We start from the raw sequence: 12,730 nt of genomic DNA on the forward strand, positions 1-12,730 counted from the left end.
GGCCTATCCTTGCCCTGTGCCCCCACGGCTCCCTCGCGGGCCGCACGTGGGAAACAAGCTCATTCCCACGGTGGCACTTCCCAACCCCGACGAACCACCCACGGAGCACGATCCATGTACTTCACCGACCGCGGCATCGAGGAACTGGAGAAGCGGCGCGGCGAGGAGGAAGTCACCTTCGAGTGGCTCGCCGAACAGCTCCGCACCTTCGTCGACCTCAACCCGGACTTCGAGGTGCCGGTGGAACGTCTCGCGACGTGGCTGGCCCGCCTCGACGACGAGGACGACGAGTAGTCCGCCTCGCCCGGTTCCCCTCGTAACGACCGGCTCCTCCCACCGGTTCCCGCATCTCGCGAAACACCTCAGTCCCGGACTCCGCCCGCGTCGTGGACGAGTCCCAGGGCCCCGTGCCCGAGCAGCAGCCCTCCGGCGAGGGCCCATCCGGCGCTGCGGTGCCGTACGCCCCACAGGGCGAGCGGCAGCCCCACGCCCACCTGGGCGAGCGCGAGGGCACGCGCGCGTGGACTGCCGGTCCAGGGGAGCCAGGGCCCGAGGGGACTGCGCTCGACGGCGTCGATCTCCGCGCGCACGGTCTCCCGCCAGCCGCCCCACTCGACGCGCTGGACGTCGGCCCGGTCGAGGGCGGCACGGCGCAGCCGGTCCGCGCTCTCGCCGGGGACGATGCCGGCGGGCAGCGCGACGCCCGCGCGGGTGAGGACGGCGAGCAGCCCCCGCAGCCGCCCGCGTGCGTCGGCCTCGGGATCGGCCCGGGTCAGCTCCTCCAGGGACTGCGTGTCGAAGACGGGGTCGAGCCCGAGCCGCGAGGCGAACGTCCGCATCGCCTCGTCCTCCCCGGCCGGGGTGCCGTCGGCGAGCCAGTCGTAGCCGACGGGCCGCCGGAACCCCGAGGCGAGCGCGCAGCCGGAGCGGTCGGCGTCCCACCACAGCGCGAGGACGGGCCAGGGCGCGCCGACGGCGAGGGCGGTGGCCCAGCCGGTGAGGACGCGGTCGACCGGTTCGCCCCCGTCCTGCCAGGGCTTCCCCTCGGGCACCAGCACGCTCCACTCGACCCCGGCGCGGGTCAGCAGCATGCGTTCGCGCAGCAGGTGGGCGGCGGGGGCGACGGCGTCGGGGGCGGCCCGGCACAGCAGCAGCGCGCCGGGCTGTTCGGTCGGCGACATGCTCACACGGTAGGACAATTCGTCACCTTTGGGCGGTGTGGGTCACCGGAAAGAGTGTCGTGATGTGTCTTGACTCCTCGGAAGCGCGATATATCGTGAAGAGGAGAAGACGCGATATGGCGTGTCGTCGAAGGAGGAGGTCCAGCGTCATGCCCGAGTGGTCCGTGTCCGAAGCCAGGAAGTTCTCCTTCGACGAGCCGGTGCGCGAGCTGAACGTACGCATCGTCTCCGGAGCGGTGAACGTGGTGGGGACCGACGAAGGTTCCGCCCGCCTGGAGATCTCCGAGATCGACGGCCCGCCCCTGATCGTCACCCATCGGGACGGCGTCCTGACGGTGACCTACGAGGACCTGCCCTGGAAGGGCTTCCTCAAGTGGCTCGACCGCAAGGGCTGGCGGCGCCACGCGGTGGTGACGCTCGCAGTCCCGGCCGACGCCCGCGTCTCGGTCGGCGCGGTGAACGCGTCCGCGATGGTCTCCGGCATCGAGGGCCACGCGAGCGTGCAGGGCGTCTCCGGGGAGACGACGCTGGTGGGGCTCTCGGGCCGGGTCCGCGCGGAGACGGTCTCCGGTGACGTCGAGGCCCAGGCCCTCACGGGCGACCTGCGCTTCACCTCGGTCTCCGGCGACCTCACGGTCGTGGAGGCCGGCTCCTCCGTCAAGGCGGAGTCCGTGAGCGGATCGATGATCGTCGACCTGGACCCGACGGCGGGCCCGACGGACATCGCCCTCAGCAACGTCTCGGGCGAGATCGCCATCCGCCTCCCCCACCCGGCCGACACCGTGGTGGAGGCCAACACCACCAGCGGCACCCTCTCCAACGCCTTCGAGGACCTGCGCGTCAGCGGCCAGTGGGGCACCAAACGCATCACCGGCCGCCTCGGCCCCGGCAACGGCCGCCTCAAGGCCACGACGCTCTCCGGCGCCATCGCCCTCCTGCGCCGCCCCCCGACGCAGGACGACGACACCCCATGGACACCGGCGCCCCCGACCCCCGAGAACACCGACGCCCCCACAGACACCGCAGCCGACCCCGGCGACTCCCCCGACGGCCCGACCCCCAAGAAGGTGCTCTGACATGCCCCCCGTCTTCGCCCACGGCCGCCTGCGCCTCTACCTGCTCAAGCTGCTGGACGAGGCCCCGCGCCACGGCTACGAGGTGATCCGCCTCCTGGAGGAGCGCTTCCAGGGTCTGTACGCCCCCTCGGCGGGCACGGTCTACCCCCGCCTGTCGAAGCTGGAGGCCGAGGGACTGGTCACGCACACCACCGAGGGCGGCCGCAAGGTGTACGCGATCACCGACGCGGGCCGCGCCGAACTCGCCGACCGCAGCGGCGAGTTGGCCGACCTCGAACTGGAGATCCGGGAGTCGGTGGCGGAACTGGCGGCGGAGATCCAGGCCGACGTCAGGGGCGCGGCCGGCGACCTGCGCCGCGAGATGCGCGCGGCGGCGAACCAGGCCCGCGAGGGCACCGGCGCCGACGCGTACGACGCGGCCGGCGCCGACAGCGAGTCGTGGCAGGCCGCGAAGGAGGAGATGCGCCGGGTCAAGCAGGGCTGGAAGGAGCAGGCCCGCCGCGCGAAGGACGAGAGCCGCCGCGCCCGCGAGGAGGCCCAGCGCGCCCGCCGCCTCGCCAAGGAGGCCCAGGAGCACGCCCGCGCCCAGGCCCAGGAGGAGGTGCAGCGCATCGCGCGGCGCGTCCAGGAACAGGTCCAGGACCACTTCTCACGCGGCGACTGGCCGACCGGCGTCCGCGAGGGCCTGACCGAACTGGCCAAGGAGTTCGGCGACTTCGGCAAGGACTTCGGGAAGGAGTTCGGCAAGGACCTGGGCTTCTCCTTCGGCACGACCACCCGCTCCCCCAAGAGCACGGCCCCCGACACCCCCGAGGACTTCCTGACCTACGAACCCTCCTGGTCCCACGAACCCCCCACCGACAACCCCGCCCGCGACCTCGACCGCCTCCTCGACCGCTTCCGCGACGACATCCGCGACGCCGCCCGCGACCACGGCATCACCCCCGACCAACTCCGCGACACCCGCCTCCACCTCTCCACAGCGGCGGCCCACATCGCGGCGATCCTGAAACAGCCGAAGCCATGAGCAGAGGGGGCCCACACCCCGAACGGGCCCCCGCCACGGCCCCGGTGAACCCGGCATCACCCACCCCCAGCCCTCGACAAGGGGGCCGCGCGGATTCGTCGCGGCTTGTCACGCCCGCGCGGCGGAGCCGCAGATCCGCTCCGGCCCCGTACCCCAGCAGGCGGCCGCACCACCTCCCGCCGGCCCTCCACCACACCCTCGCCCGCTCCCGGCCCCCGCAGCCCCCGACACCGACCCCCACCAACCCCGGCCCGCGCACACCTGGGGCCGGGCTCCCCCGCAACCCGGCCCCAACGCGGCGAGCAGCCGCCCCCGATCCCCACCCCTCACCCCGCCCGCAACTCACCCCCGCCGTACAGCACCCGCGTCACCGTCTCGAACGTCACCCCGTGATCCGCCAGGACCTCCGCCGGCACCCCCGGCAGGACGGTCACGGCGAGGAGGATGTGCTCGTCCCCGATGTGCCGTTCGCGGCGGTCGAGGGCGATGCGGAGGGACCGTTCCAGCGCCCCCTTGGCCTCGCGGCTGAAGGAGCGCCGACCGCCCCACCGCTCCCGGTCCTTCACGTCCCCCGACAGCGCCCCCACTCCGTGCGCCTCCTCCACCCGGGAGACGATCTCGGTGACGTCGATGCCGAGCCCGGCGAGGGCGTCGGCTTCGGCGCGGGAGAGACCGGCCCGGCGTCGCGCGGCGGCCAGTTCCTCACGGACGGACTCCCGCCACCGGTCCGCCCCCAGCGCGGCGAGCGCGAAGGCGCCCCGGCTCGCCTCCCGCTCCAGCAGCGCGAGCAGCAGATGCTCGACGCCGACGACGCGCGCGCCACTGCCCTCGCAGTGTGTGACGGCCCCCCGGACCACGTCCCGGGCGTCCTTGGTGAAGCGTTCGAACATCACTGCCTCCCGTACTTCTTGTGCACGGCCTGCCTGCTGACTCCGAGTTCCGTGGCGATCTCCTGCCACGACCACCCCTGCACCCGCGCGCTGCGCACCTGCACCGCCTCCAGCTGTTCGAGGAGCCTGCGCAGGGCGGCGACGGCGCGCAGTCCGACCCTGGGATCACGATCCCCGGCCCGCGCCGCGAGATCCGTAGCTTCGGTCATGCGTGTCAACCTACATTGACACCCTCCCGACGTCAACCAGAGTTGACACAACCGGCCGCGAAAAAGGGCGGGCCCACCGGACCCGCCCTCCCACTCCCGCCCCTCAGCCCCCGCCCCTCAGCCCCGAGTCAGCACGATCTTCCCGAACTGCTCCCCCGACGCCAGCCGCTCGAACCCCTCCCGAGCCCGGTCCAACGGCAACTCCTCGTCGATCACCGGCCGCACCCCCGTCGCCGCACAGAACGCCAGTAGATCCTCCAGCTCGTCCTTCGTCCCCATCGTCGACCCGACGACCCTCAGCTCCAGGAAGAAGATCCGCGTGAGTTCGGCGTGCGAGGGCCGGTCCCCGCTCGTGGCACCCGAGATGACCAGCGTCCCCCCGGGCTTCAGCGACTTCACCGAGTGCGACCAGGTGGCCGCTCCCACCGTCTCGATCACGGCGTCCACCCGCTGCGACAGCCGGGCACCCGGCTCCACCGCCTCCACGGCCCCCAGCTCCACCGCCCGCTTGCGCTTCGCCTCGTCCCGGCTGGTCGCGAACACCCGCAGCCCGGCGGCCTTCCCGAGCACGATCGCCGCGGTGGCGACCCCGCCACCGGCGCCCTGCACGAGCACCGAATCCCCGGGCCGCACACCGGCGTTGGTGAACAGCATCCGGTACGCGGTCAGCCACGCGGTGGGCAGACAGGCGGCCTCCGCGAACGACAGTTCCTTCGGCTTCGGCAGCAGATTCCAGGTGGGCACGGCGACCCGCTCCGCGAACGTCCCCTGATACCGCTCGGTCAGGATCGACCGGGGCTCCCGGGGCCCCACCCCGTGCCCGCTCTGCCCGATGACGGAATGCAGGACCACCTCGTTCCCGTCCTCGTCGACCCCCGCGGCGTCGCACCCGAGAATCATCGGCAGCTTGTCCTCGGTCAGCCCGACCCCCCGCAGGGACCACAGGTCGTGATGGTTCAACGAGGCGGCCCGCACCTCGACCACACTCCACCCCGGCGGCGCCACAGGAGCCGGCCGCTCCCCCAACTCCAGCCCGTCGAGCGGCTGATCACGGTCGATGCGGGCGGCGTAGGCAGCAAACATGAGTCAGACGATAACGGCGCGAGACCAACGCCGCCCAGGGGCCCGGAACAGAACCCTCCACGACAAACCCGCACCCGGCCCTGAACAGAACCCCCCACGACGGACAGCACACCCACCGCGGACAGCACGCCCGCAACGAACAGCACCCACCACAACGAACCCGGCCCGACGCCCACCCCTCAACAAACCCGCACGGGCGGGCGGGAAAGAAATGGCCCCGCCAAAGCGACGGGGCCATCACAACTCACCGGCGAGCAACACCCTCGGCCCGAGCGGCCGCGGCCACCGCCGCGGTCACCGCCGGCGCCACCCGCTCGTCGAACGGCGACGGAATCACATAGTCGGCGGCGAGATCGTCACCCACCACCCCGGCCAGCGCCTCGGCCGCCGCGATCTTCATCCCCTCGGTGATCCGGGAGGCCCGCACCTGCAACGCCCCCGCGAAAATCCCCGGAAACGCCAGCACATTGTTGATCTGGTTGGGGAAATCCGACCGCCCGGTCGCGACGACGGCCGCGTATTTGTGGGCGACCTCGGGATGCACCTCGGGATTCGGATTGGCCATCGCGAACACGAAAGCCCCGGACGCCATGGACGCGACGGCCTCCTCCGGCACGGTCCCCCCGGAGACCCCGATGAAGACGTCGGCCCCGGCGAGCGCGCTCTCGAGCGACCCGGTCAGCCCCGCCTTGTTGGTGAACCCCGCCAACTCGCGCTTGACGTCCGTGAGGTCACCCCGGTCCGCGGAGACGACCCCCTTGCGGTCGGTGACGGCGACGTCCCCGATCCCGGCCTCGACGAGCATCTTGGCGATCGCGACGCCCGCGGCCCCGGCGCCGGAGATGACGGCCCGCAGCTCCGCGAGCCCCCGCCCGCTGAGCCGCGCCGCGTTGCGCAACGCCGCCAGCGTGACGACGGCCGTCCCGTGCTGGTCGTCGTGGAAGACGGGGATGTCGAGCGCGTCCTGCAGCCGCCGCTCGATCTCGAAGCAGCGCGGCGCCGAGATGTCCTCCAGGTTGACGCCCCCGAAGGAGGGCGCGAGCCGCACCACGGTCTCGACGATCTCGTCGACGTCCGTGCAGGCCAGCGCGATCGGCACCGCGTCGACCCCGCCGAACTGCTTGAAGAGGATGGCCTTGCCCTCCATCACGGGGAGGGACGCCTCGGGCCCGATGTCACCGAGCCCGAGGACGGCGGTGCCGTCGGTGACGACGGCGACGACGGACGACTTCCAGGTGTAGTCGTCGACGAGTTCTGGCTGCTCGGCGATGGCGGTGCACACCCGCGCGACGCCGGGCGTGTAGGCCAGGGACAGGTCGTCCTTGTCACGGATCGGAACGGTGGCCTGCACAGCCATTTTCCCGCCCCGGTGCAGCGCGAACACCGGATCGAACGCGTCGTCCGTGCTGTCACTGCGAGGATTGACGATCTCCGCTGCCACTGTGTCGTACCCCTTACTCGTTCATGGTTGAGGGTGGCCGCCCCTGATTGAGGAGCGGGCGGGACCGCGCACCGCCCACGCGGTGACGCCTGCTGATGAGGCGGATGCGCGACGAGCGCGCCGCACACGCGCTCTTGAGCCCCGGATGAGGGGTGTTGAACAACCTTTTTACTCGACGGACCGCGCCGTGCACGAGTCAGATCCGTGCAAGGTCACATCCCCCGATCTGTCGACGCCCTACATCCCGTCCCGGACGTCATATCCCAGTGACATGACTCATGCACCGATATACGGACAAGCTCAAGGGCGACTCTTGACAACCTCGAACAACGACCCCGCGCGAGAAGATCTTCCGGGCGGAACGGGCGATTCCCGCAGATGATCCGGCCGGGACTGCCTCAAGCCCCTCGGACCCGTACTTCTTACCGGGCGCCCGTTATCCGATTTTGACATCGGATCCCGCGTACACGCGCTGGTCCGAATGGCAAGATGCCGTAATCACACAAGGTCGCGACACTCGATGGTGTGTGTAGACGCGACCAGGCTCCGCCGAACCCATCGGCAGCGCCCACCGTCCTGGAGTACGGCCGACGCCGTCGGCCGTGCCCGCACGATCGGCAACTCCATCCATCCGCCGGAGGAACCCACGATGACCGCACGCTCCACCCGCCGTACGACCGCCGCGCGCTCCCGCCTGGCCGCGGTCGGCTCCCTCGCGGTCGCGGGCGCCCTGATCCTCACCGGCTGCGGTGACCAGACCAAGGACAAGGACAAGGACGCCGGCGCGTCCTCGGCCGGCGCCTCCGTCGCGGACGCCCCGCTCGCCGCCAAGCTCCCCGCGGACATCCGCTCCAAGGGCGTCATCAAGGTCGGCTCGGACATCGCGTACCCGCCGGTCGAGTTCAAGGACGCCTCCGGCAAGACCGTCGGCATCGACCCCGACCTCGCGGACGCGCTGGGCAAGCAGCTCGGCGTGAAGTTCGAGTTCGAGAACGGCACGTTCGACACCCTGATCACGGGCCTGCGCTCGAAGCGGTACGACATCGCGATGTCCGCGATGACCGACACGAAGAACCGCCAGAACGGCATCGACTCCGACACCGGCAAGAAGGTCGGCGAGGGCGTCGACTTCGTCGACTACTTCACCGCCGGCGTCTCGATCTACACCCCCAAGGGCAAGGACCAGGGCATCAAGACCTGGGCGGACCTGTGCGGCAAGAAGATCGTCGTCCAGCGCGGCACCGTCTCCGAGGACCTGGCGAAGTCCGAGGCGAAGAAGTGTCCCAAGGGCAAGACGATCGCCATGGAGTCCTTCGACAACGACCAGCTGGCCCAGACCCGCCTGCGCGCGGGCGGCGCGGACGCCGGCTCCTCGGACTTCCCCGTCGCCGCGTACGCCGTGAAGACCTCGGGCGGCGGCAACGACTTCCAGCTCGTCGGCGAGCAGGTCGAGGCGGCCCCGTACGGCATCGCCGTCGCCAAGACGAACACCCAGCTGCGCGACGCCCTCCAGGCGGCGATGGACGCGATCATCAAGAACGGCGAGTACACCAAGGTCCTCACGAAGTGGGGCGTCACGGCCGGCGCCGTCACCCAGGCGGCCGTCAACGGCGGCAAGTGACCCGGCGGAACGGGCACTGAGAGGCAACACCCGTGACTGTTGACATCGACAAGACGGACGGCGGCCCGGCGGACACCCCGCCGGCCGGCCCCGAGGCCATCAAGGCCGTCCCGGTCCGTCACTACGGCCGCTACGTGGCGGCCGTGGTCGCCCTGGGGCTGCTGGGCAGCATCGTCTACGCCTTCTCCCAGGGCAAGATCAACTGGGGCGCGATCCCGGACTACTTCTTCGACGACCGGATCCTCAAGGGCGTCGGGCAGACCCTGCTGCTGACGCTGCTGTCCATGGCGATCGGCATCGTGGGCGGGATCACGCTGGCCGTGATGCGGCTGTCGCGCAACCCGGTGACGTCGTCGATCGCCTGGTTCTACATCTGGTTCTTCCGGGGCACCCCGGTCCTGGTCCAGCTGTTCGTCTGGTTCAACCTGGGTCTGGTCTTCGAGTACATCAACCTCGGGCCGATCTACAAGGACTACTGGTCCGACTTCATGACGCCGTTCCTGACGGCGCTGCTCGGCCTGGGCCTCAACGAGGCCGCCTACATGGCGGAGATCTGCCGCGCGGGCCTCCTCGCGGTCGACGAGGGCCAGACCGAGGCGGCCCACGCGCTCGGCATCAGCCACGGCAAGACGCTGCGCCGGATCGTGATCCCGCAGGCGATGCGCGTGATCGTGCCCCCCACGGGCAACGAGGTCATCAACATGCTGAAGACGACCTCGCTGGTGTCGGCCGTGCAGTTCTACGAACTGTTCCGGTACGCCCAGGACATCGGGCAGACCTCGGGCGCGCCGGTGGAGATGTACTTCCTCGCCGCCGCCTGGTACCTGGTCATGACGTCGGTCCTGAGCGTCGGCCAGTACTACATCGAGCGGTACTACGCGCGTGGCTCCTCCCGCACCCTGCCGCCCACCCCGTGGCAGCGGGTCAGGACCAATCTGGCGCCCGTGTTCAACCGGAAGGGGGTCACGGCATGACCGCCATGGTCAAGTCCGAGGGCGTGCACAAGTCGTACGGCCCCGTCGAGGTCCTGAAGGGCATCGACCTGGAGGTGAAGTCCGGCGAGGTGTTCTGCCTCATCGGCCCCTCCGGCTCCGGCAAGTCGACCTTCCTGCGGTGCATCAACCACCTGGAGAAGATCAACGCCGGGCGGCTGTACGTCGACGGCGAGCTGGTCGGCTACCGCCAGAAGGGCGACAAGCTGTACGAGCTGAAGGACAGCGAGGTCGCGCTGAAGCGGCGGGACATCGGCATGGTGTTCCAGCGCTTCAACCTGTTCCCGCACATGACGGCCGTCGAGAACATCATCGAGGCGCCGGTGCAGGTCAGGGGCGTCGCCAAGTCGGAGGCGCGCGAGCGCGCGATGCAGCTGCTTGAGCGGGTCGGGCTCGCCGACAAGGCCGGCAACTACCCCTCCCAGCTCTCCGGCGGCCAGCAGCAGCGTGTCGCCATCGCCCGCGCGCTGGCGATGGAGCCGAAGCTGATGCTCTTCGACGAGCCCACCTCGGCTCTCGACCCCGAGCTGGTCGGCGACGTCCTCGACGTCATGCGCGACCTCGCGGAGTCCGGCATGACGATGGTCGTCGTCACCCACGAGATGGGCTTCGCCCGGGAGGTCGGCGACAGCCTGGTCTTCATGGACGGCGGCGTGGTGGTCGAGTCGGGCGACCCGCGGGAGGTCCTGACGAACCCGCGGCACGAACGCACGCAGGCGTTCCTGTCGAAGGTCCTGTAAGGGGCGGACGACGGCGAAGGGCGGTACGGGGTCCCCGTGCCGCCCTTCCTCACCCGCCCCCTACTTGAGAGCCAGCAGCAGTGTGTCGGCCGGGGAGCACCACACCGGCCGCACCTCCTCGAACCCGCCCGCCCTGAGCGCGTCCGCGTGCCACCGCACGGACGGCGTGTCCCCCTCCGCGTGCTCCCCGTAGATCTCGAACCGCCGGGCGGTGGGCCCCGCCAGCACCGGGTCGGCGGCGGCGAGCTGCCACCACTCGGCCCAGTCGAGGGCCCCGGCCGCTTTCCCCGCCTCCTGCCGGGCGTGCCGCCGCACCCGCTCGGCGGCGTTGATGCGGGGCGTCGACTCGTCGATCATGTGGTCGGCGTTGAGGAAGACCCCGCCGTCGCGGACGAGCCCGGCGAGCTGCCCGTACAGCGTCTCCAGCGGCCCCTTGCGCAGCCAGTGCAGCGCGGTCGCGGTGAGGACGGCGTCGTAGCCGCCGTGGGGCAGCAGCGCGGGCCAGGCGGGGTCGGTGAGGTCGGCCTCGACGAGGGTGACGCGGTCGTCGCCGTCGAAGGTGCCGTGCGCGATGGCGAGCAGGGCGGGGTCGAGGTCGACGCCGGTGGAGACGGCGTCCGGGAAGCGGTCGAGGAGGCGGGCGGTGATGGAGCCGGTGCCGCAGGCGAGGTCGAGGACGCGGGGAGCGGTCCCGGCGAACGCCTCCACCATGTCGAGCATGACGCGGAAACGTTCCTCGCGGTCCGGCATGTACCACTCCTGCTGCCGGTCCCAGCTCTGCTGCCACCCGGCCCAGTCCGTGATGTCGACGGTACTCATGAACCCTCCCAGCGCGCGTAATACCCTGTAGGGGCACCCGGCCATTACCGACCGAGCCCACGACGACGATAGAACGCCCCCGTAAGGACTACAAGTGGAACTGGCCTATTACTCGGACTACGCCGTGCGCCTCGTCAACACCGAGGAACCGGCGCGCAACAAGGACACGCTGACCTCGGTCGACGCGGTACGCGACCTGTTCGGAGGCAGCCAGGAGGCCGCGCGCCGGGTCACCGACGCGGACGTCACCCGCTTCCGCGCCGTCCGCGCCCGCCTGCGCGCGGTGTTCGACGCGGCGGACGGCGGCGACGAAACCCTCGCGGTGAACCTGCTGAACTCGCTCCTGCTGGAGTTCCCGGTCAGCCCCCAGATCTCGGGCCACGACTTCCGCGACGACGACGGCAACCCGCTGTGGCACATGCACCTCGCGGACCACCCGTCCAACGCCACCGCCGGCTACGCGGCGATCGCGGCGATGGGCCTGGCCTTCCACCTCACCGAGCACGGCGTGGACCGCCTGGGCCTGTGCGAGGCGGCGCCCTGCCGCAACGCCTACCTGGACACCTCGACGAACCGCTCCCGGCGCTACTGCTCCGACCGCTGCGCCACCCGCGCCAACGTCGCCGCCTACCGCGCCCGCAAGCGCCTGGAGGCCGACCGGTCCGACAGCACCGGCCGCACGGCCGTCAGCGCCCAGCGCACGACCGCCAGCGGCGACCGCTGACCCGCCTCGCGCGCCCGGTACCGCAGCAGGACCTTCCCGAGCACGAGTTCGTCCGGGACGGTGCCGTAGTCGGTGGAGTCGCCGCCCGCGAACGCGTTGTCCCCGAGCACCCACCACCCCCCGTCCCGGCGCTCGGCAGCCCGTTTCACGACGAGCAGATCCTGCTGGAAGGGATGGCGCAGGACGACGACGTCCCCGGCCCGCAATCGCGCGCCGTACCGCACGACCAACTGGTCCCCGTGGCGCAGCGTGGGCACCATGGACGGCCCCGTGACCTCGGCCAGCCCGAACGGCGTCACCGCCCTGCCCCTCTCACGGTCCGCCTCCTGCGACAGCTCCGGCATCGCCGGCACCTCCCCTGGATAAGTCCTCCGCGGGTCCAGTGTCACCCCGTACTTTGGTCCTAAGCCCCCGGGGGCGCCCGCGAAAACCCGTCGCTCAGGGAGTAATGTCCCACCTGAGAAGACGATCACGAGGAAGGAACGCTCCATGCTTTCCCGCCTGTTTGCCCCCAAGGTCAAGGTCAGCGCCCACTGCGACCTGCCCTGCGGCGTGTACGACCCGGCCCAGGCCCGCATCGAGGCGGAGTCGGTGAAGGCCGTGCAGGAGAAGATGGCCGCCAACGACGACCCGCACTTCCAGGCCCGCGCCGTTGTCATCAAGGAGCAGCGCGCCGAACTGGCCAAGCACCACGTGTCGGTCCTCTGGAGCGACTACTTCAAGCCCCCGCACTTCGAGAAGTACCCCGAGCTGCACGTCCTGGTCAACGACACCCTCAAGGCCCTCTCCGCCGCCAAGGCGTCCACGGACCCCAAGACCGGCGAAAAGGCCCTCGAACTCATCGCCGAGATCGACCGGATCTTCTGGGAGACGAAGAAGGGCTGAACCAGCCTTCTGCTTTCTCTCCACAGCCCGCACCCGGCCCCT

At 70.9% G+C, this 12,730-nt stretch carries 15 protein-coding genes; 8 read left to right on the top strand and 7 right to left on the bottom strand.

Going from position 1 to position 12,730, the window contains the following annotated elements:
* Positions 1-114 precede the first annotated feature (114 nt).
* Positions 115-294 (top strand): DUF6104 family protein, encoded by a 180-nt coding sequence (locus tag IAG44_RS12935; RefSeq protein ID WP_003992906.1) that lies wholly within the window; start codon positions 115-117, stop codon positions 292-294.
* A gap of 68 nt (positions 295-362) precedes the next feature.
* Here the strand turns inward: IAG44_RS12935 and IAG44_RS12940 are convergent, their stop codons facing one another.
* Positions 363-1,181, bottom strand: a complete 819-nt coding sequence (locus tag IAG44_RS12940; protein WP_187747278.1) for a hypothetical protein — start codon at positions 1,179-1,181, stop codon at positions 363-365.
* A 149-nt stretch (positions 1,182-1,330) separates the two neighbouring features.
* On the opposite strand from IAG44_RS12940, the gene IAG44_RS12945 reads away from it, so the two are divergent.
* Positions 1,331-2,257: a DUF4097 family beta strand repeat-containing protein gene (locus tag IAG44_RS12945; RefSeq protein WP_187747279.1), complete on the top strand. Its 927-nt coding sequence runs from the start codon at positions 1,331-1,333 to the stop codon at positions 2,255-2,257.
* Between the two features lies 1 nt (position 2,258).
* A complete protein-coding gene (locus tag IAG44_RS12950; protein WP_187747280.1) occupies positions 2,259-3,284 on the top strand; it encodes a PadR family transcriptional regulator in 1,026 nt (341 codons plus the stop codon).
* 326 nt (positions 3,285-3,610) lie between these two features.
* On the opposite strand, the gene IAG44_RS12955 is transcribed toward IAG44_RS12950, so the two are convergent.
* The 4 genes from IAG44_RS12955 to IAG44_RS12970 all read right to left on the bottom strand — a co-directional run bounded on the left by IAG44_RS12955 (position 3,611) and on the right by IAG44_RS12970 (position 6,907).
* The gene (locus IAG44_RS12955; protein WP_187747281.1) at positions 3,611-4,174 is read right to left on the bottom strand and encodes a Clp protease N-terminal domain-containing protein; all 564 of its coding nucleotides are present in this window, start codon (positions 4,172-4,174) and stop codon (positions 3,611-3,613) included.
* Positions 4,174-4,383, bottom strand: a complete 210-nt coding sequence (locus IAG44_RS12960) for an RNA polymerase sigma factor sigma-70 region 4 domain-containing protein (RefSeq protein WP_055724333.1) — start codon at positions 4,381-4,383, stop codon at positions 4,174-4,176. Before IAG44_RS12960 ends, IAG44_RS12955 begins: the two co-directional genes overlap by 1 nt.
* Before the next feature lie 117 nt (positions 4,384-4,500).
* Positions 4,501-5,466 carry a zinc-binding dehydrogenase gene (locus IAG44_RS12965; protein ID WP_187747282.1) on the bottom strand — a complete coding sequence of 322 codons (966 nt, stop codon included), beginning with the start codon at positions 5,464-5,466 and terminating at the stop codon, positions 4,501-4,503.
* Positions 5,467-5,710: 244 nt separating this feature from the next.
* Entirely contained in the window at positions 5,711-6,907 is a 1,197-nt protein-coding gene (locus tag IAG44_RS12970) for an NAD(P)-dependent malic enzyme (protein WP_187747283.1), read from the bottom strand.
* A 649-nt stretch (positions 6,908-7,556) separates the two neighbouring features.
* Between IAG44_RS12970 and IAG44_RS12975 the strand changes: the two genes are divergently transcribed.
* The 3 genes from IAG44_RS12975 to IAG44_RS12985 are packed head-to-tail and all read left to right on the top strand — an operon-like array spanning position 7,557 to position 10,260.
* Positions 7,557-8,528, top strand: a complete 972-nt coding sequence (locus IAG44_RS12975; RefSeq protein WP_187747284.1) for an ABC transporter substrate-binding protein — start codon at positions 7,557-7,559, stop codon at positions 8,526-8,528.
* Between the two features lie 32 nt (positions 8,529-8,560).
* Entirely contained in the window at positions 8,561-9,502 is a 942-nt protein-coding gene (locus IAG44_RS12980; protein WP_187747285.1) for an amino acid ABC transporter permease, read from the top strand.
* Positions 9,499-10,260: an amino acid ABC transporter ATP-binding protein gene (locus IAG44_RS12985; protein ID WP_281404287.1), complete on the top strand. Its 762-nt coding sequence runs from the start codon at positions 9,499-9,501 to the stop codon at positions 10,258-10,260. Before IAG44_RS12980 ends, IAG44_RS12985 begins: the two co-directional genes overlap by 4 nt.
* Before the next feature lie 60 nt (positions 10,261-10,320).
* On the opposite strand, the gene IAG44_RS12990 is transcribed toward IAG44_RS12985, so the two are convergent.
* Positions 10,321-11,079 carry a class I SAM-dependent methyltransferase gene (locus tag IAG44_RS12990; protein ID WP_187747286.1) on the bottom strand — a complete coding sequence of 253 codons (759 nt, stop codon included), beginning with the start codon at positions 11,077-11,079 and terminating at the stop codon, positions 10,321-10,323.
* Positions 11,080-11,173: 94 nt separating this feature from the next.
* Between IAG44_RS12990 and IAG44_RS12995 the strand changes: the two genes are divergently transcribed.
* Positions 11,174-11,803 (top strand): CGNR zinc finger domain-containing protein, encoded by a 630-nt coding sequence (locus IAG44_RS12995; RefSeq protein WP_187747287.1) that lies wholly within the window; start codon positions 11,174-11,176, stop codon positions 11,801-11,803.
* On the opposite strand, the gene sodX is transcribed toward IAG44_RS12995, so the two are convergent.
* The gene (gene sodX, locus IAG44_RS13000) at positions 11,707-12,147 is read right to left on the bottom strand and encodes a nickel-type superoxide dismutase maturation protease (RefSeq protein WP_187747288.1); all 441 of its coding nucleotides are present in this window, start codon (positions 12,145-12,147) and stop codon (positions 11,707-11,709) included. The two genes, IAG44_RS12995 and sodX, sit on opposite strands and share 97 nt — an antisense overlap.
* A gap of 145 nt (positions 12,148-12,292) precedes the next feature.
* Here sodX and sodN point away from each other — a divergent pair, with 145 nt between their 5' ends.
* Positions 12,293-12,688, top strand: a complete 396-nt coding sequence (sodN, locus tag IAG44_RS13005) for a superoxide dismutase, Ni (RefSeq protein WP_187747289.1) — start codon at positions 12,293-12,295, stop codon at positions 12,686-12,688.
* Positions 12,689-12,730 lie beyond the last annotated feature (42 nt).

This window comes from Streptomyces roseirectus (assembly GCF_014489635.1).
Classification (GTDB): domain Bacteria; phylum Actinomycetota; class Actinomycetes; order Streptomycetales; family Streptomycetaceae; genus Streptomyces; species Streptomyces roseirectus.